Origin of the sequence: Exiguobacterium sp. s127, assembly GCF_018618695.1 — a bacterium.
GTDB lineage: Bacteria > Bacillota > Bacilli > Exiguobacteriales > Exiguobacteriaceae > Exiguobacterium_A > Exiguobacterium_A oxidotolerans.
The window spans coordinates 1-23,945 of sequence record NZ_JACSMO010000012.1; the positions used below are offsets into that span (position 1 = coordinate 1).

30 protein-coding genes are annotated in these 23,945 nt (G+C 47.8%); 18 read left to right on the plus strand and 12 right to left on the minus strand.

What is annotated here, in order from left to right; genetic code table 11:
• The first annotated feature begins 550 nt into the window (after positions 1-550).
• Positions 551-1,126 (plus strand): YcxB family protein, encoded by a 576-nt coding sequence (locus KNP98_RS13535; protein ID WP_214811925.1) that lies wholly within the window; start codon positions 551-553, stop codon positions 1,124-1,126.
• A 277-nt stretch (positions 1,127-1,403) separates the two neighbouring features.
• Here the strand turns inward: KNP98_RS13535 and KNP98_RS16295 are convergent, their stop codons facing one another.
• Together KNP98_RS16295 and KNP98_RS13540 are read right to left on the minus strand one after the other, a co-directional pair.
• The gene (locus tag KNP98_RS16295) at positions 1,404-1,655 is read right to left on the minus strand and encodes a DUF6290 family protein (RefSeq protein ID WP_353048597.1); all 252 of its coding nucleotides are present in this window, start codon (positions 1,653-1,655) and stop codon (positions 1,404-1,406) included.
• 203 nt (positions 1,656-1,858) lie between these two features.
• A complete protein-coding gene (locus tag KNP98_RS13540) occupies positions 1,859-2,311 on the minus strand; it encodes a GNAT family N-acetyltransferase (RefSeq protein WP_214766207.1) in 453 nt (150 codons plus the stop codon).
• A gap of 281 nt (positions 2,312-2,592) precedes the next feature.
• On the opposite strand from KNP98_RS13540, the gene KNP98_RS13545 reads away from it, so the two are divergent.
• A complete protein-coding gene (locus KNP98_RS13545) occupies positions 2,593-3,381 on the plus strand; it encodes a DUF5694 domain-containing protein (RefSeq protein WP_214811928.1) in 789 nt (262 codons plus the stop codon).
• Positions 3,344-3,967 (plus strand): VOC family protein, encoded by a 624-nt coding sequence (locus tag KNP98_RS13550; protein WP_214811931.1) that lies wholly within the window; start codon positions 3,344-3,346, stop codon positions 3,965-3,967. The genes KNP98_RS13545 and KNP98_RS13550 overlap by 38 nt, the downstream gene beginning before the upstream one ends.
• Here the strand turns inward: KNP98_RS13550 and KNP98_RS13555 are convergent.
• Positions 3,938-4,864: an MDR/zinc-dependent alcohol dehydrogenase-like family protein gene (locus tag KNP98_RS13555; RefSeq protein WP_214811933.1), complete on the minus strand. Its 927-nt coding sequence runs from the start codon at positions 4,862-4,864 to the stop codon at positions 3,938-3,940. The two genes, KNP98_RS13550 and KNP98_RS13555, sit on opposite strands and share 30 nt — an antisense overlap.
• 177 nt (positions 4,865-5,041) lie before the next feature.
• Between KNP98_RS13555 and KNP98_RS13560 the strand changes: the two genes are divergently transcribed.
• The 6 genes from KNP98_RS13560 (at position 5,042) to KNP98_RS13585 (ending at position 9,087) form a co-directional block, all read left to right on the plus strand.
• Entirely contained in the window at positions 5,042-5,677 is a 636-nt protein-coding gene (locus tag KNP98_RS13560; RefSeq protein WP_353048362.1) for a hypothetical protein, read from the plus strand.
• Positions 5,678-6,048: 371 nt separating this feature from the next.
• Positions 6,049-6,444, plus strand: coding sequence for an RDD family protein (locus KNP98_RS13565; RefSeq protein ID WP_088837214.1), 396 nt, complete (start codon positions 6,049-6,051; stop codon positions 6,442-6,444).
• 130 nt (positions 6,445-6,574) lie between these two features.
• Complete coding sequence (locus KNP98_RS13570; protein ID WP_214811936.1) at positions 6,575-7,036, plus strand: GNAT family N-acetyltransferase; 462 nt, start codon at positions 6,575-6,577, stop codon at positions 7,034-7,036.
• Between the two features lie 123 nt (positions 7,037-7,159).
• Positions 7,160-7,864 carry an ABC transporter ATP-binding protein gene (locus KNP98_RS13575; protein WP_214811938.1) on the plus strand — a complete coding sequence of 235 codons (705 nt, stop codon included), beginning with the start codon at positions 7,160-7,162 and terminating at the stop codon, positions 7,862-7,864.
• The gene (locus KNP98_RS13580) at positions 7,861-8,625 is read left to right on the plus strand and encodes an ABC transporter permease (protein ID WP_214811940.1); all 765 of its coding nucleotides are present in this window, start codon (positions 7,861-7,863) and stop codon (positions 8,623-8,625) included. The genes KNP98_RS13575 and KNP98_RS13580 overlap by 4 nt, the downstream gene beginning before the upstream one ends.
• A 135-nt stretch (positions 8,626-8,760) precedes the next feature.
• Complete coding sequence (locus KNP98_RS13585; protein WP_157898485.1) at positions 8,761-9,087, plus strand: SMI1/KNR4 family protein; 327 nt, start codon at positions 8,761-8,763, stop codon at positions 9,085-9,087.
• A gap of 93 nt (positions 9,088-9,180) precedes the next feature.
• Here the strand turns inward: KNP98_RS13585 and KNP98_RS13590 are convergent, their stop codons facing one another.
• Positions 9,181-9,933: an SDR family oxidoreductase gene (locus KNP98_RS13590; protein ID WP_214811942.1), complete on the minus strand. Its 753-nt coding sequence runs from the start codon at positions 9,931-9,933 to the stop codon at positions 9,181-9,183.
• A gap of 127 nt (positions 9,934-10,060) precedes the next feature.
• On the opposite strand from KNP98_RS13590, the gene KNP98_RS13595 reads away from it, so the two are divergent.
• Positions 10,061-10,771 carry a tubby C-terminal domain-like protein gene (locus tag KNP98_RS13595; protein ID WP_214811944.1) on the plus strand — a complete coding sequence of 237 codons (711 nt, stop codon included), beginning with the start codon at positions 10,061-10,063 and terminating at the stop codon, positions 10,769-10,771.
• Positions 10,772-11,015: 244 nt separating this feature from the next.
• Here KNP98_RS13595 and KNP98_RS13600 read toward each other — a convergent pair whose 3' ends face one another.
• Together KNP98_RS13600 and KNP98_RS13605 are read right to left on the minus strand one after the other, a co-directional pair.
• On the minus strand, positions 11,016-11,762 hold the full coding sequence (locus KNP98_RS13600) for a class I SAM-dependent methyltransferase (protein WP_214766168.1): 747 nt from the start codon (positions 11,760-11,762) through the stop codon (positions 11,016-11,018).
• A 180-nt stretch (positions 11,763-11,942) separates the two neighbouring features.
• Positions 11,943-12,563 (minus strand): lipopolysaccharide core heptose(II) kinase RfaY, encoded by a 621-nt coding sequence (locus KNP98_RS13605; protein WP_088837206.1) that lies wholly within the window; start codon positions 12,561-12,563, stop codon positions 11,943-11,945.
• Between the two features lie 154 nt (positions 12,564-12,717).
• Between KNP98_RS13605 and KNP98_RS13610 the strand changes: the two genes are divergently transcribed.
• Genes KNP98_RS13610 through KNP98_RS13625 form a run of 4 tightly spaced genes read left to right on the plus strand, consistent with a single transcriptional unit; the run spans position 12,718 to position 15,966 of the window.
• Complete coding sequence (locus tag KNP98_RS13610) at positions 12,718-14,196, plus strand: carboxypeptidase M32 (RefSeq protein ID WP_088837205.1); 1,479 nt, start codon at positions 12,718-12,720, stop codon at positions 14,194-14,196.
• Positions 14,196-14,921, plus strand: coding sequence for a glycerophosphodiester phosphodiesterase (locus KNP98_RS13615; protein ID WP_251131970.1), 726 nt, complete (start codon positions 14,196-14,198; stop codon positions 14,919-14,921). Before KNP98_RS13610 ends, KNP98_RS13615 begins: the two co-directional genes overlap by 1 nt.
• 12 nt (positions 14,922-14,933) lie before the next feature.
• Positions 14,934-15,410, plus strand: a complete 477-nt coding sequence (locus tag KNP98_RS13620) for a hypothetical protein (protein ID WP_214766164.1) — start codon at positions 14,934-14,936, stop codon at positions 15,408-15,410.
• Positions 15,400-15,966 (plus strand): guanylate kinase, encoded by a 567-nt coding sequence (locus KNP98_RS13625; RefSeq protein ID WP_088837202.1) that lies wholly within the window; start codon positions 15,400-15,402, stop codon positions 15,964-15,966. Before KNP98_RS13620 ends, KNP98_RS13625 begins: the two co-directional genes overlap by 11 nt.
• Before the next feature lie 205 nt (positions 15,967-16,171).
• Here KNP98_RS13625 and KNP98_RS13630 read toward each other — a convergent pair whose 3' ends face one another.
• The 4 genes from KNP98_RS13630 to KNP98_RS13645 form a co-directional block, all read right to left on the minus strand.
• On the minus strand, positions 16,172-16,708 hold the full coding sequence (locus KNP98_RS13630) for a DUF402 domain-containing protein (protein ID WP_214811946.1): 537 nt from the start codon (positions 16,706-16,708) through the stop codon (positions 16,172-16,174).
• A gap of 66 nt (positions 16,709-16,774) precedes the next feature.
• Positions 16,775-17,266 (minus strand): tetratricopeptide repeat protein, encoded by a 492-nt coding sequence (locus tag KNP98_RS13635; protein WP_214771096.1) that lies wholly within the window; start codon positions 17,264-17,266, stop codon positions 16,775-16,777.
• A 68-nt stretch (positions 17,267-17,334) separates the two neighbouring features.
• Complete coding sequence (locus tag KNP98_RS13640) at positions 17,335-17,778, minus strand: MarR family winged helix-turn-helix transcriptional regulator (RefSeq protein ID WP_088837198.1); 444 nt, start codon at positions 17,776-17,778, stop codon at positions 17,335-17,337.
• A 67-nt stretch (positions 17,779-17,845) separates the two neighbouring features.
• Positions 17,846-18,934 carry a GTP pyrophosphokinase gene (locus tag KNP98_RS13645; RefSeq protein WP_353048598.1) on the minus strand — a complete coding sequence of 363 codons (1,089 nt, stop codon included), beginning with the start codon at positions 18,932-18,934 and terminating at the stop codon, positions 17,846-17,848.
• Positions 18,935-19,064: 130 nt separating this feature from the next.
• Between KNP98_RS13645 and KNP98_RS13650 the strand changes: the two genes are divergently transcribed.
• A complete protein-coding gene (locus tag KNP98_RS13650; RefSeq protein ID WP_214811948.1) occupies positions 19,065-20,201 on the plus strand; it encodes a Six-bladed beta-propeller, TolB-like protein in 1,137 nt (378 codons plus the stop codon).
• Positions 20,202-20,397: 196 nt separating this feature from the next.
• On the opposite strand, the gene KNP98_RS13655 is transcribed toward KNP98_RS13650, so the two are convergent.
• Entirely contained in the window at positions 20,398-20,820 is a 423-nt protein-coding gene (locus tag KNP98_RS13655) for an organic hydroperoxide resistance protein (RefSeq protein ID WP_029330285.1), read from the minus strand.
• A gap of 103 nt (positions 20,821-20,923) precedes the next feature.
• Between KNP98_RS13655 and KNP98_RS13660 the strand changes: the two genes are divergently transcribed.
• Positions 20,924-21,361: a MarR family winged helix-turn-helix transcriptional regulator gene (locus KNP98_RS13660; RefSeq protein WP_353048600.1), complete on the plus strand. Its 438-nt coding sequence runs from the start codon at positions 20,924-20,926 to the stop codon at positions 21,359-21,361.
• A gap of 20 nt (positions 21,362-21,381) precedes the next feature.
• On the opposite strand, the gene KNP98_RS13665 is transcribed toward KNP98_RS13660, so the two are convergent.
• Entirely contained in the window at positions 21,382-21,837 is a 456-nt protein-coding gene (locus KNP98_RS13665) for a hypothetical protein (protein WP_029330281.1), read from the minus strand.
• A gap of 135 nt (positions 21,838-21,972) precedes the next feature.
• Between KNP98_RS13665 and KNP98_RS13670 the strand changes: the two genes are divergently transcribed.
• The gene (locus tag KNP98_RS13670) at positions 21,973-22,476 is read left to right on the plus strand and encodes a PH domain-containing protein (protein WP_214811954.1); all 504 of its coding nucleotides are present in this window, start codon (positions 21,973-21,975) and stop codon (positions 22,474-22,476) included.
• Positions 22,473-23,924 (plus strand): PH domain-containing protein, encoded by a 1,452-nt coding sequence (locus KNP98_RS13675; RefSeq protein ID WP_214811957.1) that lies wholly within the window; start codon positions 22,473-22,475, stop codon positions 23,922-23,924. The genes KNP98_RS13670 and KNP98_RS13675 overlap by 4 nt, the downstream gene beginning before the upstream one ends.
• The last annotated feature ends 21 nt before the right edge of the window (positions 23,925-23,945 follow it).

Sequence of the window (23,945 nt, forward strand, 5' to 3'; positions counted from 1 at the left end):
TTGAATAGATACAGTATATCGATATCTCTGAACACAAAAAACCCCGAATGGGGTCTTTTATCAAGTGTCCACCATTTAGGGTTCAGTTCTATTCTTATAGAACCGGTGTTTTTTTATAAGGGTGATAACGAAAATTGCGATTAACTGTTGTGAGGTAGCTTTATATTTCTAATGCTTACGACGAAGGGTACGAAGCATACGAAGCGTGATAAAATCAGAAAAAGTCTAATACTTCTAATCTAAAATCTATAAAAAAATCGGGAGGGCTTTATGAAATTTAAGTCATAAAAGATGGATTCATTTTGAAAACTTTAAAAATTCAATAAGCTCCCAAGACTAACTGAATTTTGACGTTACTCTTATTTGCTTTACTCTTTATCAAAACGTTGGCTTTTAATGGATGTAACAATCAGATAGCATACTTTCTCGAGATAGTTTAATTAGGTAAAGACTCAATGTACTAGAGTTGACGGTAATAAAGTACTTACGATAAATAAAAGATTCTTTGTTTAATAGCAAACTAACTTATTCTGAAAAGAGGAGCTATCTAATGAATTTAGAGTATCAAATGACTTTCGAAGACTTTATGGCCTTACAAAAGGACTCTCTAAAGCGAATTCATTATCACCAAGCAAGATACAATATTACTTTTGTAGCGCTCTCCATGATTGTATTTTTACTAGGTATGATTGTTTTCACTTTACTGGTGCGGATTTTTCTCGACTTTCTCTCAGAAAATGTAAGGGACATTCTTAAAATCTGCTTGTCTTTTATTCCAGTTATATTATTAAGACCAATTTTAACAAAATACTATGAATTCGTTACAATTCGACAGTTAAGGTCTTCACTTAAAAATGATAAGCGATGGCCGAGAAATGTTTCATTAAACTTTCATACAGCTGGTATTCAAGTAAATTCATCTTATAACGGTATAAATAAAAATACAGACATAGCATGGAAAGAAATTAAAAATGTTGGTGAAGATGATGACCGTTTCTTTTTATACTATGAAAATACGGAAGCGATTATATTACCAAAAAAGAATTCAACATTAACTGAGTCTGAAAGAACGAAACTTGGTGAATTGATGAAGCAGCACTTGAATTATGAATTTAAACTGGAATAAAAATATTAATTTATTTCTGCTTCTCATTAAGTCATAAGAACTCACATATAGTTCTTGTATAGAAAGATGTATATAAATCTATAAAATAAAATAAAATAAAGCCACCAAGTGCGAAGGAACTTCGCTCGGTGGCCATTTTTTGTACAAATGTAATTTATACTCTGTATTTAATACATGTCATTTCGATTGTATTTTGCAATAGGTTTGTGGTTCTTACGCAATGTTAGTGAGGTGATGTTTTCAATACTATGGGAATAGAGTTGAAAAGGACTGATTCCTATGTACGAAATTGAAAAACTGGGTCTGCGTATTCGCATAATAACGATGGAGAAGAACGATCATGAGACTCACCTGATGGTGCATCTTGTTTCGTATTCTCGAACGTAACAGTTTCAAACTTCTTTTCGTGTGCTGCCATTAAAATACGGTAGCGTGTCAAATTGTTTTCATTCTCGATACGATTAAGAATTAAATCACGCATGAGGTGAGAAATTGTGATGTTCTTTGCTTCTGTGTATGTTTGGACCATATGTAGATCCTCTCATTGTGTGCAGAACATAATTGCATAAAGTGTGAACTGTGAGGAGGATATCTGATGACACGTTTCTTTGCTCGAGCTACTCCCAATTGATTTGTTGTTCGTAAGGGCTGACTGATTGTGTAAAAGCAAGGCAAGGTTCGTCTCCGTATAAAATCGAGACGAGCTGTTTGGTATGAAGGAAGTAGAAACTTTTATATGTCTTGAGACAACCGAATCATGTCTGTGCACCGGATACCGTTTTCTACAATCTCCTCTTCGTAGTGCCTCAAGAAGAAATTCAAGTCGACTCCGACGATCCGAAATCCACATTTTTGATAAAGCGCCAACTGACCGATGCTTGAATTTCCTGTTCCGATTTCGATGGTTGTATAGTCCATCGCTTGTGCAGTTTGGATGGCATGTCTTAAAAGACGTTTTCCTATGCCGTTACCTTGATGTCTCGCCTCTACTGCAAGATTTACAATTTCAATCGTTTGCGGTCTTGTCGGGAGAAGCACATACACGCCAATCCGTTGATTCCTAGATTCAGCTATGAAACATCGACCTCTCTTCAAGTATTCATCAACTATTTTCTGAGAAGGGTCTGCTGATAACAAAAGTTCCATCGGAGGGTTCTCATGAACGGACAGTTGACGGATGTTCATATTCATAGACGGATACTCCTCGCGGACTAATTTTGACGTGCTTCCTTTTTTAATTCCTTTAAATTCACTGAGCTGACATGAATCGGTTCGGTTTTTTCTGCCGGATTGAATCTTTCGGCAAGTGTATAGATTCTGCATCGCAGTTCGTCTTCTCCTTCTACTTGGACGGAAGTCAGGTCGAGTCGCCTCTTGCAATCAGCGAGAGGTCTATTTTAACGAAACGGACTAGGATTAGCCTGCTGTTTACAGTAAAATGGAAATAGTAGAAGGGGGAGGTATCGATGGCACAACGCGCGACCGTATTACTCGTCGGGACCGTTCATTTGGACTGTCCTGATAACGGAGACTTGTTTCGTCCGCGCATCTTCGATGTGTTTTCAGACGAACGGCAGCGGGAAATTCAACAGGTCGCCGAAGTCCTGCAAACATTTCGTCCGACAGAAGTCGCGCTAGAGACTTTGCCTGAGCAGGCGAGTGCACTGAATGCCGACTATTCCGCTTACCTCAAGCAAAGCTTTACGCTGACGGCGAATGAACGCCATCAACTCGGGTTTCGAGTAGCGCGCTTGGCAGGTCTGGCCGGTCTGCAGGCTGTGGACTGGAATCAGACGGTAGAAGGTGTCCCGAATCTTGCGGAACTTGAACAGCTCGACTCGGTCGCGTTTGACCGCTTGATGCGTGCCGAACAACAAAAATCCGAGTCACTCGAAGCGGGATTACTTGGGCAGACCTACCTCTCGTTCCTTGAACAACTAAATGACAAACAGGCGGTCGAAGCAAGTCACCGGACGTACCGGCAACTCGCCCGGCTAGATCCGGCGACGCACGTCGGGGCGAGGTGGGTCATCCAGTACTGGTACTACCGCAATCTGTTAATCGCGAACCGGATTCTTGATTTGGCGGAGCCGGGGGAACGGATTCTCGTCCTCTATGGTGCCGCTCATTTACCGTTAATACAACAATTTTTAGACGACAGTGGGGGCGTCGATGTGATGACGTTCCCTGAACTAATTGCGAAGGGGAGTAACGCCGATGTTGTTTCATTATCATCTTTGGACGCCGAACGTTGAGGCGACGGAGCAGTTTTATGAAAAATTAGGGTTTGCGGTCACGCAACGGATTGGAAAAACCGACGGCGCGTTTACCGCGTTTGATCCGCCATTGATATGGGATGACTTTCGGGACGACGGGATTCGCTTTCGAATCATCGAGATGAAACGCGGCGCCATCAACGTCACGTTCGGTCACAGGAAAGCCGTTCGCTTCGACCATCTCGGTTTTCTCGTGACACCCGAACAACGGACACTGCTTCTCGAACGTGCACAACAGATGGGCTGGACCATCCAAGCGAATGACCGGCGGACGTTCATCCAGACCCCGTACGCCTGTCGGATTGAACTGCAGACGCATCACGATGCGATTTTATCGAACGGTCCTCATCTGAAACGGCTTGAACTGGCGACGAAACAAGTCGGCTTTGAACAGGAGTTGAAGCGGTTGTTCGGCCATGCAATCGATGAAGTGACGACGGTGCCTGGTGATCATACCGTCTTACAGCAAGTCGTCTTTACGGGGGAAAACATCGAAGCCGTCGATCCGAACGGCGTGTCTGTCAGACAAACACGGTCACCAGTCGTAGCTGACAAACACTTTTAACGGTTTTGCACCTGCCTGTAAAGCCTCGAAACATGGAATCAAGTCCGACCAATCGACCGACTGCTCAAACAGCTTGAACAAGGCAGGCGTCTTTCGGGCGACCGGCAAAAACCAGTCCGCATGGGCGCGGTAATCGAGCCCGTCACTCGATCCGACGATCCGTAACTCTTTTGCATAGAAGCTTGGGCAGAGCGACAAGACGTCGTAATTGCCGTCAGAGAGAATGCAGAGCTGACCATGGGGGACGAGTGCCTCCTGAAGATGCGCAAACGCGGTTTGCCGTCCCGAACATTCGAGGGCAGCGGCATAGGTATTCAGCTCGAGGTCGTTTCCGGACGTAACCGTGCGGGTTGCCCCGAGCTGTTTTGCGAGTGCATGTCGCATTTCGTCCGGGTCGACGGCGTCAATGCGCGAGAGACCGAAGTAGTGACGTAGGTAAAAGACGGTCAATAACCCGATCGTCCCGAGCCCGGTCACGGCGACGGCATCCGACGGACGGGGATTAAGTTTATGGACGCCTTTTGCGGCGTCACACGATAAAATCGTCAACAAGGCGAGTTGCGGCGGCAGGTCGCGCGGGACGGGAATGACTTTTGCTGCGCGGACGGTGGCGATGTCGTGATGACCGTAAAAAGCGACGACGCGGTCACCGACACGGATGTCTGAGACATCCTCTCCGATTGCCAGCACTTCCCCGTAACTCTCGTATCCCGTTTCCTTCGGATAGGTCGGGGCGAGGTCTGACCGGTCAGTCGCCATGACTTGCGGCAATTCCGCGCCGATGCTGATTGCTCCATGTAATGTCTGGATGAGTAGTTCATCTGCTTGCAAGGGCGCTAGGGGTTGCTCGACCCACTGGAGCGTCCGGGGGGCCGTCAATTGCAGTCTGTGTGGCATGCGTTCAGTTCCTCCGTTTTCTTAACATGAATATCCTGATAATGGAATTATAACATGAAGGTAAATCAGTATATGACAATTTTGTAAGGTTGAAAGAAACATCGATTGCCCGATTTTCAAAGTGTTTTCTGCTATGCTGAAAAGGTAGAGCGGAGCTCACGAGTATCTAAAAAGGAAGTGGCGAACATCGAGCAGATTGAGATGTCGATCCATCGTGGATTAGTGGAATTAAAAATGTTAGATAAACGGATTAAAAAAGGTCAGCTTGGTCACTTTATCGGATTGCATACGGGAGACAAACCGCCTGTCGGTTTTCCGAACGTCGAACAGTTCGCGACGGAAGCGGCGGCAAATCTCCAGTCGATTCGCGCATTGATTGAGCGTCGAAATCAAATCAAAGCAGCGATTACCGCATCGAATGCCGTGACGCGTGTCCGAATCGCCGGGACCGAGATGACGGTCGCGGAAGCGATTGATCGTCGCGATACGGGTCTTGACTACGATCGCCAATTGTTACAAACGCTCAAAACACAACTGCATGAAGTGGAGCAGACGATTGAACAGGAACGTATCGAGATCGAGCGGCGTGCAGAAAATCATATCGAAGCGACATACGGTGCGCGTGAAAAAGGGGACGCGGAAGAAATTGAAAAAACGCGTCGTCTGTTCATCCAACGATTAGAACCGAAATTGATTGACCCCTCCGGTCTTCGGCAAGTCATTCAACAGTTAGACGAGTCAATCGACGCATTTGATGCCGAAGTCGATTTCAGTCTATCTGAAAGTAATACACTTACGAAAATATTAATCTAAACCTACCGTCCTGTTTGTCTGATGATTTCATAACCGAACACGCGTCGTCCGTGCGATAACGGACATCTTCTAATCGGTTGACCGATTAGCATCCAAGATGGTCCTTGCGACCGTCCGGTCAAAGCTGAATGTTCAACGATCAATGGACAACGCTGACGCTTCAACACTCAGACAGATTACTGTTCAAACATCAACGGTCACCGTTCGATTAAATCCATGAGAAAACGGGAAAAGAGAGGGGATGTTCGTTGCCTCTGAAGTCACCGCATGGCTGGGCAGACAGGACGTTTCATCGTTTTGCATGACGCCCCTTCTTTCTTCAGAAAAAGAAGGGGCATTTTTTTAAATCAAATCGAGAAAGGATGATTTAAATGGAATCCCTCACAAAACGAAGAATCGGAGCGGCTGTCGTTAACTTGATGGTGAACGCTGTCATTGTAAATGTCCTTGAAGAAACAGTTCTCAAACGGGTCAAACGTCCCGTCATCCGTGGCATCGTCACCCAGTCCGTCGTCGATGTCGTCATGGAAACGGTTCAATTACGCTTGACGGATGGCCGAACGGTCGGCAGTCGTGTTATGGGACTTCGTGTCGTCAGTCAAGACGACCAACCGTTGAAAACGACACAAATCCTTAAACGGATTGCTTACCGTGAAGTATTCACAGCAGGGAAATTCTTTAAGGACCGTCAGCGTTATCTAGAGGATGCCTCCGTTTTACCGGAAGATGAGTTTGCGAAAACACGTGTCATTCGTGAAGGACGGTAAAATCGCTTGTTTCATTGATCCATGTACGCTATAACCCGTATCGCGCTTAGTCTGTTGAAGCGATGCGGGATTTGTTCGTGTCTTGAGCAGACTGTAGAGATCACAAGAACGCAGAGGAGGTGAATGGCCAATGAATCCTTTCATGACGATCGAAGACATTAATGACGCGAATCTGGCCGCGGTTCTCGGATTAAAAGTCGCAGCCGCGCAGCGCGCATATATCGAAACGAACGCGCAGTCGCTTCAGGAAGCGATGAACGATCACGACCACGGTTGGCGTTGTTATGCCTTATGCGAAAACAGGCAGCCGGTCGGGTTCATGATGATTGGTGCGGAAAACCGGACGGACAAGTACATCTGGCTTGACCGGTTCATGATCGGTCAGCAGTATCAAGGACAAGGGCTAGGAACGCAGTTTTTAAAACGAGCAATCGGTTTCATCGAAGACCATTTCGAAGTCGATGAAATCGTGTTGAGCTTACACACAGAAAATACGCATGCCAAGTATTTTTACGGGCAAGCGGGCTTTACTGATATCAAACGGATCGATGAAACGAACGGCGAAGAAATTTGGGTCTATCGTCTGACGTGATATCCGCGATTCGTTCATCTGTATGGTGTAAGCCTTGGGCATCTGTCGAACCTTCTCGCTGTCCGCGCGGCAACCGTCCCTGCTACACTAGAAAAAACGACCAAAAAGGTGAGGTGGAGTGGTGTGGCAGTCATTGAATTTAAGGATGTCCAGTACAAATCGATACTCAAAGGGATCTCCGGGACGTTTCGGGAAGGAAAAATCACGACGCTCGTCGGACCGAGCGGTGCCGGGAAAACGACGTGTCTGAAACAAATCAACGGATTACTTTCCCCGGACGCCGGGACGATTTATTTTAAGGGGACCGATTTAAAAGACATCGATATGATGGAGCTTCGAAAAAAGATTGGCATGGCCTTTCAAAGTGCCCCGATGATTGCGGGGACCGTGTACGACAATTTGAATCTTCCGAAAGCGATCTTCAATCAGACATTGGAACAGGAAGAGGCAAAACGTCTGTTGGAGCGGGTCGACTTGAAAGAGGTCCCGTTGACACAAAACGTCAAGGAACTGTCGGGTGGCGAAAAAAGCCGCATCGCGATCGCGCGGACACTCGTCAACCGACCGGATATCCTGCTGCTCGACGAGATCACGGCCAGTCTCGATTACCGGATGGTCAAGGAAATCGAGGCGCTCGTCCAAAAGGTTCAACGGGAATTCAACGTGACGGTGATCTGGATTACGCATGATCTCGAACAGGCGCGCCGTGTCAGTGATGACATGTGGTTCTTAAAAGACGGGCAATTGATTGAACAGGGAACGATTGAATTGATTGAGGGCTCGGATAATCCCGCCATCGAAGCGTTCGTCAAGGGGGTCGACCAATGAGTTACGTGCAACTCGCTTCCGCCTTAGTCTTTATCTTGATTCCGTTAGTGCTGACATATACGTTAAAGCTTGGACTTGGCAACGATATTTTGATAGCGACGGTCCGGTCGATCGTCCAGTTGTTGGTTGTCGGCTACATCTTGACGTTCGTTTTCGAAAGTGACAGTAAAATTTACATCGGGTTGATGATTCTGTTGATGATTGTCGCGGCAACGCTCAACATCATCAAAAAAGGTGACGGAATTCCCGGGATTACGGGCATTATTTTACTGACGTTAGTCAGTGTCGAAGTCTTGACGATGGGCATCATGCTCGGTCTTCAAATCATTCCGTTCGAAGCGCAGGAAGTCATTCCGATCAGCGGGATGGTGATCGGCAACTGTATGATTTTGTCGCTCCTGTTCCTGAATAAGTTCAAGGATGAGGTCGAGCGGGGCGATGAAGTCATCGAGCTGATTTTAGCGCTCGGGGGTACTCCGAAAACAGCGATCGACCGAAGTTTGAAAAGCGCCATCAAGACGAGTATGATTCCGACGATCGAGGCGCAGAAAACGATGGGACTCGTCCAGCTTCCCGGCATGATGAGCGGTTTGATCATCGGTGGGGCCGATCCGATGAAAGCTGTCATGTACCAGTTATTAATCCTGTTCCTGATTTTGACGAATGCTGCCGTGTCTTCCGTCATGGTCGGCTACCTGTCCTACCGGAAACTGTTTAATCAAAAAGCCCAGTTCCTTGGGTTGACCAATCGAAACGACTGAGCTACCCTAGAAAAATACGTCATGACGCTAACAGATTTCGGGAGTTTCCGAAGTCTGTTTTTGTTTACTAACATAAAGAAGCATCAAACTGAAAATGAAACAGCGACGTGCTCCTAAAAGGGATGTGAAGAAGAAGTGATGACGATTGAACAAGTAATGGCGATGTTACCGGTTGAGGAAGAAGAAATACGATTGACAGATGTCGATGGATTGCCACGTTATGCATGTGTTCATCCGGTTGATCTGTTTGAGGAATCACAAGCGATTTTTCGGAGTATCATTGAAGTCGAACACCATCAAGCGGATCGATTAAAATCATGGTACATTATCGGATACGAAGACATGGATGGGGACCTGTTATGTGTGGATCTCGTAACGAGCGAAGTGATGGTCGTCGGTCATGAAACACTGGAACGCGAAGAAGTCGTCGCTCCGTCCTTGACTCAATTTTTGCAAGGATGACGTCTGATTCGTATGCAACATAAGAAAACGAAAAAGGTCACCGGACGTCATCGTCCAGTGACCTTTTCGTTCGCCGACTAACGGATTATGCCATTATTGACGGATAAAGCCACCTTCCGAATGCAGAACTTGCCCGGTGATCCAGGCACCTTCGTCACTAACGAGAAATGAAATCAAGCGGGCGACGTCGTTTGGTGCCCCGATGCGGCCAAAGGGAAATTTCGGTAGCAGGGCGGAGCGGATCTCATCCGTCATCCAAGTCGAGTCGGTCGGACCGGGGTTGATGGCGTTGACCGTCACGCCGAACGGGGCAACTTCCTGCGCGAGCGTCTGCGTAAAAGCAGAAATCGCACCTTTCGTCGCGACATAAGCAAGTTCACCCGGCATCGGTCCGCGTTCCTGGCCGGATGTCATGTTGATGATCCGTCCTGAGGATAACGGTGACGCTTGCAGGTGGCGGGCGAACTCGACCGATAACAGTAACGTCGACCGGATATTGACCGCATAGTGGGCGTCGAGCGCTACGGCGTCAAGTGACAAGTAGTCAGTTTGCGTCGAGTGAGCGGCGTTGTTGATTAAAATCGACGGTTGGCCGAGCGTCCCAACGACGGTTTGATGGACAGTTGCCGCCGCCGCCGGATTGGCTAAGTCAATCCGGAATCCTCTTGCCCGGACACCGAATGTTGCTAACTCCGCTTCAAATGATGGGATCCAGTCGGCTTCCGCTTGCCAGGCGGTGAAAAAAATCTCGATGCCTCGTGCGGCAAGCGTCCGACAGATCGCTGCCCCGATATCCCGTTCGTGACTGGCACCGGTCACGAGTGCGATTTGTCGTTGTTCAGTCATGCTGCATCTCCTCCTTGAATTCCATCCATTAACATATTTTAACTCATTTAGATAATCCTTACTATCGTAATCGTGCTAGTGTACACTAAAACCAGGATTAACGAGCGGGTATTAAAAGGAGGCAAGAATGACGATGGGTGAAATGTTGTTATTGTATGGATTATTGACGATTGGAATGGTCATCCGCTTCCTCTTAACCGGCATGTTCAGTTGGCTGGAATTTGGTCTGATTTCGCTGCTTCTGCTCGCAGCACTTGGTGGCGCGCTTCTCGATTACTGGCAAATCAGACGCGACATGCGGTACGTGGGACGCGCGAAGACGATAGCGACACGTTGCGTCGAACGGACGACACGGCGACCGAAATACGTGCTGGAAGGTGCACAGCAGATTGGATCCTATCGACGGAGCTATCCAAAAGGATGGCAATTTTTGTTTGTTCAGCTCTCGGCAAAGCTGCGGGGGTGGTTCTTGAATCTGAACTTCAGTTTTTCCGACCGTACGTTTTCTTACGTCGAACAACGGAGTTCTCTTCTAGCGCGGAATCAAAAGTGGCTCGTCTACGAAAACGGTGAAGTCGTAGGCACGGTCCGGACCGACGCGTCACTGAAACGGATGAGTACGTTTAAAGAAGTCATGCTCCTGTCCTATCAAGACGTCGAGTACGAAGTCACGTCCTCGACGTTATCCTCGAAGATTAAAGTCTGGCGAGGGACTGAGGTGATTGCGACGAGTAAAGCGAACTTGCGGTCCGACGTAACGTTTAAAGTCAAGGAGCAGCAAAATCAGTCCCTGATCTTGTCGGTGCTCGTATTGTTCCATTATCATTTTCAATCGTAAGTCGAAAGAAATGAGTGTTCATGAAGCGCGTAATCATTCATTGGTGTATGATTTAGGAACACTTCAGTGAAAGACGGGAGGCATCGAGATGGATAAAACAGATGGCTGGATCATCGTCAGCGTATTGGTCGGATTGTATTTCGGGTTATTCGCTAAACCGAAACGCGTGACTGGAAAAAAAGCAAAGTGACAAAAAACCATGGAGGTCGTCCTCCATGGTTTTTTGTCAGGTGCACATCAGGGCTCACGTTGCTACGTTCTTTTTATATAGCAGAGGTCCATTATCGTGCTTTTTTTGAAACACTGCCGTCCACAGTCCAGTACGACCGAAAGTCGTCGCGGACGCCGGCATCATCGGCATCGGTCTGATTTCAATCACGTCGAAGTCAGCAAAAATCAACCGTAACTTCTCTTCCGTGAATCCTAATCCACCGTTTAAGCTGCGTGTCCGGTACACTTCCCAGTCGGAGATGTCGGATCCGCCGAGCTCACCGCCTTCGATAAAACAAGTCAGGGCGAAATGTCCGCCATGCTTTAAGGAATCGGTGACGAGCGTAAGATAATCGCGTCGGCGGTGCGGAGCGATATGGTGGAAGCAACCGGAATCGTAAACGATGTCATACGCCTCTTTAGCAAGGGGGAAATCAAAGATGTTCCGTTCGATGAAGTCGACGTCGAGCTGCTCCTCCTGCGCCCGTTCGCGCGCCCAGGCAAGCGACTGACGTGATAAATCGACAGCGGTCACGGTACATCCCTGTCTTGCAAAATACAGCGCGTTACGCCCCGGGCCGCAACCGAGCTCCAAAACGTGACCCGGTGCGATGATACCGCGTTCAAAATAACGGACGAGATTTTCGTCCGGCTTGTTGACGAAAAAAGGAATCCGTTTGTCACGGTCGGCGTAAAAATCATTCCAAAATGCGGTCGGTTCACGCAGTAAATCGTCAAGCATGTCAAGTAAATCATCGTGCGTTTGAATCATTTCTTTCATCTGTCGACCTACTTTCAAACAGGGTATGAATTGCTTTTCATCTATCCTGATTATACCAAAAAATGTATGACGAAAACGGATGAATTCTCCTGTTTCAGTAGTCGAGTTATGAAGTGAATCAGGAAAAACGTTACCGTATTTCATCGTTCATAAGATACGTTACCGCTTCATCTATCTGCGTCACCCGGTATTACGGTGTGACTCGAACATCCGGCGTTTATAAATATCGGCGACTGTGTTCAGAAAAGCCTCCGGCAGCTTTTTCGGAAAATACGATTTGCAATAAAAGTAATCATACCCGCGCTTTAAGTCGTCCCACTGTGAGCACGGTTCTGTCTGACGGAACCGTGCGACGTCGATGATCCGTGTCCCGTCTTTCGTCAGCATGATGTTGCGCAAGTGGATGTCGGACGGGTTTAAGCCGACGGAGCGTGCGTCCGCTAAAGCTTGATCGACAGAGCGGATGACGTCCCGGGGAATCAACGTCCCGTTGACGAGACAGTCGAACAACGTCTGTCCCTCGATGTATTCGATGACGAGGTAATCCGCCCCGTAGGCGTATTGTTTGGCGTACGTCGAAAACGACGACAATTGCTCATAAATCGCTCCTTCAAGGACGGCAAGATGACGATGGCTAGGGAAAAATTTTTTGATGACGCGGTCCGTTCCTTGAATCCGAAAGACGAAGGCACTTCGTCCCGTACCAATCCAGTCTAACTCAGGTGGTTGACCGGTAATCAGTTGCGTTTGTCCGTTTGACTCGATGGTGATGGCTGTCGCCAGTTCTTGATCTGTTTTCACGTGTGGTCCATCCTTTCTCCGTTACATTGATTATATAATTTATACGTTCAAATGACCACAAAGGTTTCAGGAGATGTTCCTGTATGAATGTTTTGAACATTTTGTGATATGCTAAAAAACGTAGACCATTACATATTTTAAGGGGGATTTTAGAATGAATACGTTACAACAGTGGCGCGACCATTTCGACGCACTTGGTGCCTATGAGGAAGCAGTCGCTTTACTCTACTGGGACATGCGGACATACATGCCGGAACAATCAGCGCCGAACCGCTCGAAATCACTCGGTTTCTTATCGACGGAAAGTTTCCGTCGCCGGACAGGGGAACAGTACCAGTCCTTGTTAGGCGCGATGGGGCAAGAATCGTTGACGGGACTCGATGCGATCTCGTATGAGAAAGCGAAACAGGCATTTGATCGGGACTCAAAAATTCCGGAAGCGGAATATCAAGCCTTTGTGACATTGATTTCGGAAGCGGAAAGTGTTTGGGAAAAAGCGAAGGATGCGAATGACTGGGCGATGTTCGAACCATTCTTAGAAAAAATCGTCGCGACAGAACGTAAATTCGTCGAGTACTGGGGATACGAAAATCACCCATACGACGCATTGCTCCATGACTATGAGCCAGGAATGACGGTCGCTCAGCTCGATCCATTGTTCGCGGAGCTCCGTCAAGCAATCATCACGTTGCTCACCGATCTTGATGGGAAAACATTCCCGAAACTCGATTGGTCAGCAGACCGGGAGACACAAATTAAGCTCAATCACGAGTGGTTGAACGATATCGGTTATGATTTTACAGCCGGTCGCTTGGACGAGACGGTTCATCCGTTCCAAACGACAATCAATCGCAAAGATGCCCGTGTCACGACGAAATATGATGAAGCGGATTACCGGAACTCTGTTTTCGGGACGATGCACGAAGCCGGTCACGCGACGTACGAACAAGGCATCGATCCGGAACTCGACTCCCTTGGTCTCGGTGAAGGGGCATCGATGGGGATTCATGAATCACAATCATTGTTTTTTGAGAACTTCATCGGACGCAACCGTGGTTTCCTCGAAGCACGTTATACAGGGTTGCAAGCTGCGATTCCTTCATTGACGGACGTTCCATTCGAAACATTTTATGCTGCCGTTAACGAAGTCAAACCATCGTTGATCCGGATTGAGGCGGATGAACTGACATACGCGATGCATATCATTATCCGCTACGAACTTGAAAAACGTCTCATCACGGGTGAACTCGAAGTCAAGGCACTGCCAAAGGAATGGAACCGCCTTTATAAAGAATACCTTGGAGTCGATGTCCCATCGAACGCACAAGGTGTCTTACAAGACGTTCACTGGTCAGGTGGTTCGTTCGGTTACTTCCCGAGCTATGCGCTCGGACTCGTCTACAGTGCCCAGTTGAACGAAGCGATGCGTCGGGATGTTAAAGACATCGACGAACTGATTGCAAGCGGTTCGTTTACACCGATCAAAAATTGGTTAAAGGAAAATATCCACCAACACGGAAAAGCGAAGACGCCGGCCGAATTGATTGAAGCAGCGACCGGGCAATCGATTACGGTCCAACCGTTGATTGATTACTTGACGAAGAAATATACACGCGTCGTCGAAACGCTGTGATGCAATGGTTTGCCCACCGCGGCGCAAGTGACGCGTTTCCGGAAAATACGCTCGAGGCGTTCAAAGCAGCCTTACCGGACGTCGATGGCATCGAATTCGATGTCCATTTCTCAAAAGACGGCGTCGGAATCGTCATTCATGACGAAACGGTCGACCGGACGACGGACGGAACAGGGCGTGTCGTTGATCTTACGCTTGCAGAACTCAAACAATTGAATGCGGGAGCGCGCTTTAAAGGTACGGGACCGCAGCGTGCGATGATTCCGACACTTGACGAAGTCTTAGAGCTCGTGGCGCCAACGCAAATCGTCCTCAACATCGAACTGAAGACGGATACAATCCGTTATGAAGGTCTCGAGGCCTACGTCGTCGAACGGTGCCGTGCCCATCAGCTTGCACCAAATCGATTAATCTTCAGTTCCTTCAATCATTACTCGATTGATACGATTCGTCAGCTTGATCCGTCGCTCGAGACAGCACTGCTCTATCCGTATCCCTTGTTTCACCCGGAGCAACAAGCGAAGCAGCTCGGGGCGAAGGGCATTCATCCGGATTATCGTCGCGTGACGGCAGAAGACGTCGCACTGGCTCACGCAGCAGGAATCTCCGTCCGCGTCTATACTCCGAAATCGGCAGAGGATGTCGAACAGATGGAGGCAATCGGCATTGATGCCGTCATCGTCAATGATCCAAAAGGATTCAAAGCGCGCCTGTCGATCGACTAAGGAGGAAGCGTCATGCGGAAGGGGTATGTGTTGACTATCATAGCTTCACTGATTGCGCTTGGCATCGGTCTCGAGATTGGTTTTCAAAAAATACCACAACCGCAACCGAAACAAGTTGCACAGTCAGCGACACGACCGGATGACTTCCAAGCAGGACTTCAAGACGCAAAAACCGAATTAGAGACCGTACAACGTTTTTCTTTAAAAAGTACGATTGAACATGACCTGAAAAGCGAGACGTGGATTTATGCGACACCGACACCGGAACGTATTGCCGTCGACTGGTACTACGTCGCAAGCTATCCGGAACAACGTGTCCAGATGACCCGAAATGATGTCGCGCGCATCATTGAATACGATCGGTATCTCGTCGTCATCCGTTCGATTTACGGGATCGTCGACGATAGCGAACTCGAACAATTCGCGCTGCGTGTTTCGGGGTATTTCATGACTAGGCAACAACAAAAGGAGGATGACGATGTCAGGTAAAATCATTCTATTGATTGGTGGATCGGGCAGCGGGAAGTCGTCCTTAATCAAACGATTACGACACGAGTATGAACATGTCCGGTTCATTCCCTCCGTGACGACACGACCGAAACGCCCGACCGAACAAGATGGGGAAAGTTATCATTTCGTCGACGTAAAAACGTTCCAACAATTGATTCAAGAGACGGGGTTCATCGAGTACGCCCATGTCCACCGGGCGTGGTACGGAACACCCCGACAAGCGTATGAGGACGTCCTGACGACGAACGGCATCGTCATCAAAGACATCGATCCGAAAGGTGCGGCAGCATTCAAGGAATTGTTCGAAGACCGTGTCATCACGATTTTCGTGTCCGTTCCACCTGATCTGATGAAAGAACGTCTGTTGATGCGCGGGGATACACCGGAGTTCGAAGCACGGCTCATCGATTACTCGGAAGCTTGGAAAGACCGGGACCACTATGATTATATGATTGAAAACATTGATTTTGAACAGGCCTACGCGGAGTTACTCGGGATCATCTCGGAGTATATCCCAGGACAGCCATCATCGTAAAAAAGCAGGGAGGCACGGGCTTCCCTGCTTTTGTTTTGAGGTAAAGATAAAAGTGTCAACACCAAAATTAATAGACGAGCGATGGATTGGATTAACCATCTACATCGATCGTCTTTTTTGTGTCACTATTTTACAGTTGGTGGAAATTAGTGATTCCCGTGAAAAGCGAAGGGGAGCACGTAAGATGAATCGAGAAGCGCTTGAATCAGTTGACGCGATGCGCTAGCCGGAACAGATGCTGTTGAAGAAACCCGTCGAACGGAAACCGTCCCTCGGTCACGTGTTTAATCAAGTCCGTCAAGGCAGCTTCCGCTTGTTCAATCAGTCGGGCAGGATAGGCGAACGTCCGTTGATTGACGAGGAACTCGTCTCGGTCGACGACCTGCCAGGTACCTGCTTGATTGCGGACATAATCGAGGTCGAGGTCGACGAAGGAAAGGGTATCCCCGTCGAGCCGTGGGGGCAGGCAGACGTTGCAGTGATAGGAGGCACCGTGTGCATCGAAGTCGATATTGACCGTAAACGGCGCATTCAGGGGATAAAACTCAAGCGACTGTGTCGCGTAGGTAAAGGTCTGTCCCCGTGTGTGATGGACCAGTCTTCTGCCTGCTTGTCCATGGACGAGCACGTAGTCGTCTGTTTTTATCAGCATGTTGCCAGTCCACTCGTAATGGGGGCGGTCGGGATACTTATAGGCAATGATCGTCAGGACTGACGGTTGTGCCTCTGCTGGTCGTTTCATGAACAAGCTCCTTTCGCGCTAAAAGAGGAAGAGAAGGAATCATTGAACGGTTAAGTGGGCAGTCGGTTACGTCTTTGAGACGTCATGTAAATGGTCGCGGTAATAACGGAGGGCTTGTCTGTAAGTATGGACGTCGGAGTCCGGCGTCATCGTCGTGATGACGTCAAGTAACTGTTGCATCGCTTCCTCATGCTGCTTGAGATTAAACAGCGTCAAGGCTAAAAACGTTTTCAGTCCCGTGCTGTCGGGGAAACGAGCTAAGCCTTCCGTAAAGGTGTCATGCGCAGCAGCGTATTGTCCGAGCGCCCGGTATGTACTGCCGAGCCCGATGAAGGCGTCCGTCAAAAACCGTGTGTCGAGGCCGTTTGCGATCGCAAACTCATAATGCGGAACGGCAGCCTGCTCCTCGCCGAGGTTATCGAAGCACCAGGCCATCTGGAAATGGTAGTAAGGGTTCGTACGATCGGTCTCTAACAGCTCGCGCATCATCTGTTTTGCTTGCTCGTACTGTTTCGACTGACGGAGCGTCGTCACCTGCTCTAAAGTAGCATGCGTCATCTCATCATCCTCCAATTCGGTTGCTAGTACAAAAACCCCTCCAGCTCGGTCAGCTAGAGGGGGAAATGTTAATCCTGTTGCTCGAGTTTCGTCAAGAGTGTCCGGAACGTATCAAGTTCTGCATCTGAAAACGCGGAGAAAACGTCCGACAGGTACTCCATCTTCATTGCTTCAAGTTTCCCGTACAGTTCAATTCCGTCCGGTGTTGCCCGGAGCTCGACGACACGGCGGTCGAGTTCACTGCGTTCGCGTGAAATCAAGCCTTTTTTTGTCAATTCGTCAGCAAGTGCAGTAATCATACTTGCAGAGAACTGGAATTCATTCGACAGGGCGGATGCGATTTGTGGACTTTGCCCGCAAAGCGACTTCAAAATGAAGAATTCATTCCGTGTCAAATAGGTCGTGAACATGCTGCGAACATCTTTTTTGATGGCGCGGTAGTTCATGCGGAGTCCTTTTTCTGTATCGACGATCAATTGATCGCGTTGTGCTACTTCGATTGTCGTTGCCATGTTTAGCTTCACTCTTTCCATACGATAGTTTCGTTACCCGCCATTTAGTATAGTGAAAAATTTTAGTTTAATCAATATTTTTCTCTTGAATCATCTCATCATGCGACGGCTGAACTTTTGTAATGATTTCCGTGACGTTCCGAAGTTCCGGATAGAAACGACGGAAAAAGTAATCGATCCGGTGCGTGTCGTTCCCGGCGATCGTCACGGCCATACAGATGTAGGCGATACCGATGCCTTGGCGCGGCAAAAAAGGATTCGGCATGACTTGAGCGCATTTTAAGGCGAGTGTGCTATGACTCGAGACGGCATCGATTAGTTCACCGTAATTGCGGATGTCGACGTAATGGAACATCCGGATCAACTCATTAATCAGTTGCTGGTCGGAATCGAGCATCATTTGTGACGTGACAAGTCGCTTGTCGAGCTCGCTGATGACAGGGGAGTGGTCAATGAAATAGTTTAAGTTATCGGACGTGATCCGGACTTTATACGGGTCCGATAAGATCTGTTGGACGGTCTCACCCTCGAATTGTTTGAGTTGCTTTTTGATGTTGACGAATTCTTGATCGGCGATCTCAAGCAGTCCGGCGACGCGGCTGAAACTGCGCCGGACTTCTGCCGGGACGCTGTTCGGATTTTTATACCCTAAGTCATGTTCAATCTCTGCCCAGGCGTGTTGCAAAATCGAACGGATTTGAATTTCTGCCGTATGTGACTTGAAGCGACCGTATTCACTTAAGGCCAGGCGTTGTTCACTCAGGGCGGCGACAAAGTGGACAGACAAGTAGCCGAACTCCGTCGTATCGAGCAACGTCGATTTATCGACCGATTGATCGCGGTCGATCGAAAATTCATTTTCAATGATACGGGCAGCTTCCCGGACGTCGTCGTGGAAATAGGTGACGATCCGGATTCCCGTCAAATCGTGGACGTCCTTGAGCGATCGGTATTTGTTCGGTTGCCGTAAGACTTTTTGGTAGAGGCTTTCCGAATCCTTCGTCCGTGAGACGATCGAATGGTATTTGATTCCGGCCGCGTCGAGCAGCTCGGATAATAAAATTTTTAGTTTATCTGCGAACGCGTCATAATCTTCCTTATCATTGACGTATTCGAGCATCATCGTATTCAAGTCTTGTGCGTGCAAGCGAATCACCTTCCCCATCGTGGTATTATCTAGCTGTATTGTATCATTCGTATTCCGTAGACGCACGAAATGACCTTGTTTCAAGCGGGACCAATCGTGGGAAAAGAACAGTAGAACATGCTTAGGAGGGGTGCACAAGATGGAAATACTAGACGCGCGTGCGTTACCAGCGGATCACTCGGACATACTTCATGTCACGCCATCTTCGATTTACTTCAGACGAAAAGTCAATGCCGAACAGTACCATATCAGCCGGTTCGACCTCGAGGATCAAGAACAAGTTGATTTGTCGCAAGACGTTTTGACGGATCACGGACCGACCCGTCCGTTCGTCAAACACCAGAAAGTCTATTGCTTGAACGAACACGACCGGGCGAACGGGGGAGCGACGGAGTTATTGACGATTGATCTCTTATCCGGGAAGACGGAACAGGTCGCGACGTTCAACGTCCCGGGTGATTTGTCACTGTACTGGGTCCTCAATGAACGCTACATGGTACTGCTCCACGTCGACCGTGTGACGTCTGCCTTTTTATATGACACGAAGACGAAGCAACAACACTTGATCCATGACAAGCGGCTGTACGGGATGACGGAAAATTACCGGGAACTGTACTTTTTCCTCGTCACACTCCAAGACGTCGATTATATCGTCTGCAACACGCGCCTCGACGAATTTTCCTTTTATGATGCCCTCGAAAGCGGCTTGATTTCTCCGGAAGATCCAATTGATCACTCGGAAGGGTTATTAATCGCTTCACTTGAGACGATCGTTTCGGAAATCGAACTAGGGACAGAAGTCCTGTCCTTCAAGACACTCTTACGCCTTGACGGGGAAGGGGATACGGTGCAGTACCTCGGGGAACAAGCCGGATTTTTGATTTTCAGTGCCTATACGGACCGTTTGAACGAAGAAGTGTTTTATCAAATCCGTGACGAAACGGACGTGACGGAGCTTGAACGGATCCGCTGGAGTGATTATGAAGCATTTGATTTTACGTATGATGACGTCGAATCGACGATCTTTATCGTCAACGACCGGTCGGAGCAACACCATGAAGTGATTAATTTACGAACGGGAGCCCGTTTTTTAGACCGGGATCCGTTCGAACGCGTCTTGCGTGATCGCTTTTATGTACATGAAACGATCGGAGAAGATGCCGAGCCGATGGTGACGATTTTTGACGCCGAGCGGTATGTCCGGCACCGGTTCGATGATGCCTATTACATGATCGTCTCCGGCGAGTTGGTCATTTTATCCGTCAACCAACTGTAAAGCGAACAAACGAAGAAAACACACTGTTAATAGAAGTGTGTTTTCTAAAATAACGGACTATTTATTTCATTTACCGCAATTAATTATTAAATTTTTAACGCAAAAGACACACGGTACCTCAAAATACATCGCATTGACAATAAAAAAATACCCCTTTCTAGTAGATATCACTAGAAAAGGGCAGACAATGTTATGCTTATGCTGCGTCAGTCGTACGTGTGAAAACATCGACTTGGATGTTTCCAGCTGTCGCGCGTGAGTAAGGGCAAACTGTGTGTGCGATTTTTGCAAGTTCGGCAGCTTGTTCTTCCGATACACCACGGACGAGAACATCAAGTTCAACAGATAAAGCGAATCCGTCTGCTGCTTCGTTCAACGTAACGTGTGCCGTTACTTCGCTTCCATCATGTTTGATGCCTTGTTTACGTGCAACAAGATTTAATGCAGAATCAAAGCAAGCAGAGTATCCAGCAGCAAACAATTGCTCCGGATTCGTCGCTGATTTTTTAGATCCTGGGACTGGCATGGCGAGAGCGACGTCTAAAACGCCATCTTCTGAAACGACGCGTCCGTCGCGTCCTCCGACTGCTGTAGCTGATGATGTGAACATTGGTTTCATAATCAATAACTCCCTTTCGTTGATTCCTTATTATTAAGTAGCTTACAATTAGATTGTATACAATTTAAAAAAGAAAGCAAGTACTTTGCTCCCGAGGAGGACTATCATGTCAAACCCATTATCGTTAGATGAACAACTTTGTTTTCCCTTTTATTCGATTTCGCGGGAAATCACGAGACGTTATCGTCCGTTGCTCGAACCACTTGGACTGACGTATCCGCAATATTTAGTCATGCTCGTTTTATGGGAAGAAGATCAACAATCCTTGAAAGCCGTCGGTGAACGATTGCATTTGGATTCAGGGACGCTAACCCCGTTATTGAAAAAGCTCGAAGCGTCAGAGTTAATTCGACGCGTCCGCAATAAGAAAGATGAACGACATATCCAAATCACGTTGACAGACAAAGGGCATATGTTGCGCGAGCAAGCGGAACAAGTTCCGCTCGCCTTAAAAGAGACACTCGGCGTGTCGGAGGAGGATTTAGAACGTGTCAAACAAACGTTAAATCAATTGGTTATAAAAATGAACGGAACTGAATGATTCAGTTCCGTTCATGTTCGTTATTTACGGCGGAAACCTTCTTCTTCAAGATAGTTTGCCGCTTCTTTGTATGAATTGAAGGCACCATCGAGCAGGTCGCCTGCATAGACGAGCCATGTATCGAGGTCTTCATTCAAAAGTGTGAGTTCGAACTGGTTATCGTTGACCCACGTTTCTTCGAGCGTCTCGACCGTCTCGACCGTCGATAACGATTTGATTGCATCTTCAAGCAAAAGAATCAAGGCAGGAGCAGAAAACTCACGGATGTTGACGAGTCCTTTGTTATCGACTTCGTAGCCCGGTAATCCGGCGGCATAGACGAATCCGTTCCCGTTCGGATGAAGGTGATAGACGACGATTTTTTTCTCAAACTGACTTTCAGGAAAGTGGAAATTGACACGGTTCAGTGAAACATCTTTTCGGACGAGTTGTGGAAACGACTCAATGATGTTTAATTTTTCTTCAAATGTTAGCATGGTACCTCCTAGAATTACATTTCTACTCTTCTATATATGCGATGATTTCGGGTCAAATGTCAATGTTCGATTTAAGCCGAGTGAAACTTATTGACGATGGACTCCGTAGTTTTAAGAGAAAGGAAGTGGGAACAGATGCAATCTTCAACCTTAGAAAGTGGCTGGCAACGGTTATCACTCGACTCCGTCAAAGTCGAACGGCAATATGTGGCGATACGGTTTAGTTTGTATGCGCTTTTGATTGCCGTCATGACAACCGTCCAAATTGTGTGGCTCGACTTATCTCCGTGGTGGATGTGGATCGTGACAGGACTCGTGGCCGCGTTATTCATCTTAAAGTTTTATTACATACCGCGTCTGCGTTACAACTATTTCCGTTATCAGGTCGATGAAGAATTTTTAGGCGTCAAATCAGGCGTCATCTTCCGTAAAATCGAAATCATACCACTCGTCAAAGTTCAGTTCATCGATACATCGACCGGTCCCTTGTTACGTCGCGCCGGCTTGATGAACATCAAAGTCAATACGGCATCCGGATTTGCGGAAATCCAGCGTCTCGAGGAACGACGCACACTCGAATTAAGACGCCATATCGAACGCTTCGCGAAACTCGAGGAGCAAGAGGAGGAATCCTTATGACACGTCGCGTCCACCCGTTATTCATCTTGATGTCGACGCTGACGCATCTCCGGTCGACGGTCATCCCGCTCGCTTTTTTATTGTTCAATGATTTAAAGAACGATGGATTCGGTTGGTATACAATCATCGGCTTTAGTGTTTTTTGTCTCGTTCTTCTCATTTCTGGAATAACTTCTTGGTATTTTTATACGTTTACGATTGATGACCAAGCGATTCGTGTCAACAAAGGCGTCTTCCGTAAAAGTGAACGGACGACACAACGGCGGCGGATTGAATCCGTCGGCATCAACCAAAACCTGCTCGAGCGTCTGCTCGGTTTAGCGACGCTGTCCGTCGAAACGTCTTCTGAAGGCGGTGAACCGGAAGTCGAATTAAAAGGTGTCCGGCTCGCGTTCGCTACTTCCTTGAAGTCGACGATTAAAGAAGAGGACGAACAGATAGAACAAATAGAAACGACGGACTCGTTTCGTGTCAGCTTGTCCGACCTGTTTTTTGCCGGCGCCTTGTCCGGTCGTCTCGGACTGGCGCTAGTCGGTTTCTTTGCAGGGTATCAACTGATTGATCAATATATCGAAAAGTATGTTGATCGTGTCTTTAATGAATTGGCGCATTTATCACTCATCCTCCTGATTGGAATCGGGTTGCTTGTCTTGCTCCTCGCCTACATCGGATCGATTGTCGTCTACGTCGTTCGTTACGGTTCGTTCGAAGCGACACTTAAAGATGAACGGCTGACCATCCGTTACGGATTACTGAACCGGACGGAAGTCATCTTTCACCAGGATAAGGTCCAAGCCTTATTCATCGAGGAAAACTGGATCAAACGACGGTTCAAGCGTGCCCACCTGTCACTCAACGTCATATCGGCGAACGGGAAGGAAGAGCAGATGTTGTTCCACCCCTTCATCCGGGAATCGGAAATCGACGCCTTCCTCGACCGGTTTCTGCCGCGCTTCAAACGTGTAAAACCGATGCATCATGCGACCGACCGCGGATTCTTCTATGTCATCCGTTGGCCGCTCGTCCGGTGTATTGTCTTGTTTTCAGCAGTCAATGCCGGACTCGTCTATTTTTTGACGAGCCCGCTTAAATGGATCGGCATGCTGGTGTACCTGGTTTTACCGCTCTATTACGTTGTTGCCCGGACGGGGTACCGCAATACGTGTTACGGGTTCGAACAGGAGTTGTTCGTCTTACGTCGCCAACTCGTCAACCGGGAAACGATTTATGCACCGCGTTTAAAAATCGAGGCTTTGTCGGGACACGTCTCCCGTTTTCTCGAACAAAAGGACTTGCTGAAGTTTGAAATCAATCTGCGTGGTAAAGGACATTTGAACGCAGGTTATTTTACACATAAGCAATTTGAGGACGTCCGGACCTGGTACCAACGCTCTTTTCTGAAAACAGACCGTGCAGAAGCAGGGGACATACGGTATGATAACGAATAACGCGTTATATAGGAAAAGAGA

What these genes read in the sequence shown, in the direction of transcription:
- KNP98_RS13535 (WP_214811925.1), top strand. Translation starts at nt 551, where the DNA reads ATGAATTTAGAGTATCAAATGACTTTCGAAGACTTTATGGCCTTACAA.
- KNP98_RS16295 (WP_353048597.1), bottom strand. Translation starts at nt 1,655, where the DNA reads ATGGTCCAAACATACACAGAAGCAAAGAACATCACAATTTCTCACCTC.
- KNP98_RS13540 (WP_214766207.1), bottom strand. Translation starts at nt 2,311, where the DNA reads ATGAACATCCGTCAACTGTCCGTTCATGAGAACCCTCCGATGGAACTT.
- KNP98_RS13545 (WP_214811928.1), top strand. Translation starts at nt 2,593, where the DNA reads ATGGCACAACGCGCGACCGTATTACTCGTCGGGACCGTTCATTTGGAC.
- KNP98_RS13550 (WP_214811931.1), top strand. Translation starts at nt 3,344, where the DNA reads ATGTTGTTTCATTATCATCTTTGGACGCCGAACGTTGAGGCGACGGAG.
- KNP98_RS13555 (WP_214811933.1), bottom strand. Translation starts at nt 4,864, where the DNA reads ATGCCACACAGACTGCAATTGACGGCCCCCCGGACGCTCCAGTGGGTC.
- KNP98_RS13565 (WP_088837214.1), top strand. Translation starts at nt 6,049, where the DNA reads ATGGAATCCCTCACAAAACGAAGAATCGGAGCGGCTGTCGTTAACTTG.
- KNP98_RS13570 (WP_214811936.1), top strand. Translation starts at nt 6,575, where the DNA reads ATGAATCCTTTCATGACGATCGAAGACATTAATGACGCGAATCTGGCC.
- KNP98_RS13580 (WP_214811940.1), top strand. Translation starts at nt 7,861, where the DNA reads ATGAGTTACGTGCAACTCGCTTCCGCCTTAGTCTTTATCTTGATTCCG.
- KNP98_RS13590 (WP_214811942.1), bottom strand. Translation starts at nt 9,933, where the DNA reads ATGACTGAACAACGACAAATCGCACTCGTGACCGGTGCCAGTCACGAA.
- KNP98_RS13595 (WP_214811944.1), top strand. Translation starts at nt 10,061, where the DNA reads ATGACGATGGGTGAAATGTTGTTATTGTATGGATTATTGACGATTGGA.
- KNP98_RS13600 (WP_214766168.1), bottom strand. Translation starts at nt 11,762, where the DNA reads ATGAAAGAAATGATTCAAACGCACGATGATTTACTTGACATGCTTGAC.
- KNP98_RS13610 (WP_088837205.1), top strand. Translation starts at nt 12,718, where the DNA reads ATGAATACGTTACAACAGTGGCGCGACCATTTCGACGCACTTGGTGCC.
- KNP98_RS13615 (WP_251131970.1), top strand. Translation starts at nt 14,196, where the DNA reads ATGCAATGGTTTGCCCACCGCGGCGCAAGTGACGCGTTTCCGGAAAAT.
- KNP98_RS13620 (WP_214766164.1), top strand. Translation starts at nt 14,934, where the DNA reads ATGCGGAAGGGGTATGTGTTGACTATCATAGCTTCACTGATTGCGCTT.
- KNP98_RS13625 (WP_088837202.1), top strand. Translation starts at nt 15,400, where the DNA reads ATGTCAGGTAAAATCATTCTATTGATTGGTGGATCGGGCAGCGGGAAG.
- KNP98_RS13630 (WP_214811946.1), bottom strand. Translation starts at nt 16,708, where the DNA reads ATGAAACGACCAGCAGAGGCACAACCGTCAGTCCTGACGATCATTGCC.
- KNP98_RS13635 (WP_214771096.1), bottom strand. Translation starts at nt 17,266, where the DNA reads ATGACGCATGCTACTTTAGAGCAGGTGACGACGCTCCGTCAGTCGAAA.
- KNP98_RS13640 (WP_088837198.1), bottom strand. Translation starts at nt 17,778, where the DNA reads ATGGCAACGACAATCGAAGTAGCACAACGCGATCAATTGATCGTCGAT.
- KNP98_RS13650 (WP_214811948.1), top strand. Translation starts at nt 19,065, where the DNA reads ATGGAAATACTAGACGCGCGTGCGTTACCAGCGGATCACTCGGACATA.
- KNP98_RS13655 (WP_029330285.1), bottom strand. Translation starts at nt 20,820, where the DNA reads ATGAAACCAATGTTCACATCATCAGCTACAGCAGTCGGAGGACGCGAC.
- KNP98_RS13665 (WP_029330281.1), bottom strand. Translation starts at nt 21,837, where the DNA reads ATGCTAACATTTGAAGAAAAATTAAACATCATTGAGTCGTTTCCACAA.
- KNP98_RS13670 (WP_214811954.1), top strand. Translation starts at nt 21,973, where the DNA reads ATGCAATCTTCAACCTTAGAAAGTGGCTGGCAACGGTTATCACTCGAC.
- KNP98_RS13675 (WP_214811957.1), top strand. Translation starts at nt 22,473, where the DNA reads ATGACACGTCGCGTCCACCCGTTATTCATCTTGATGTCGACGCTGACG.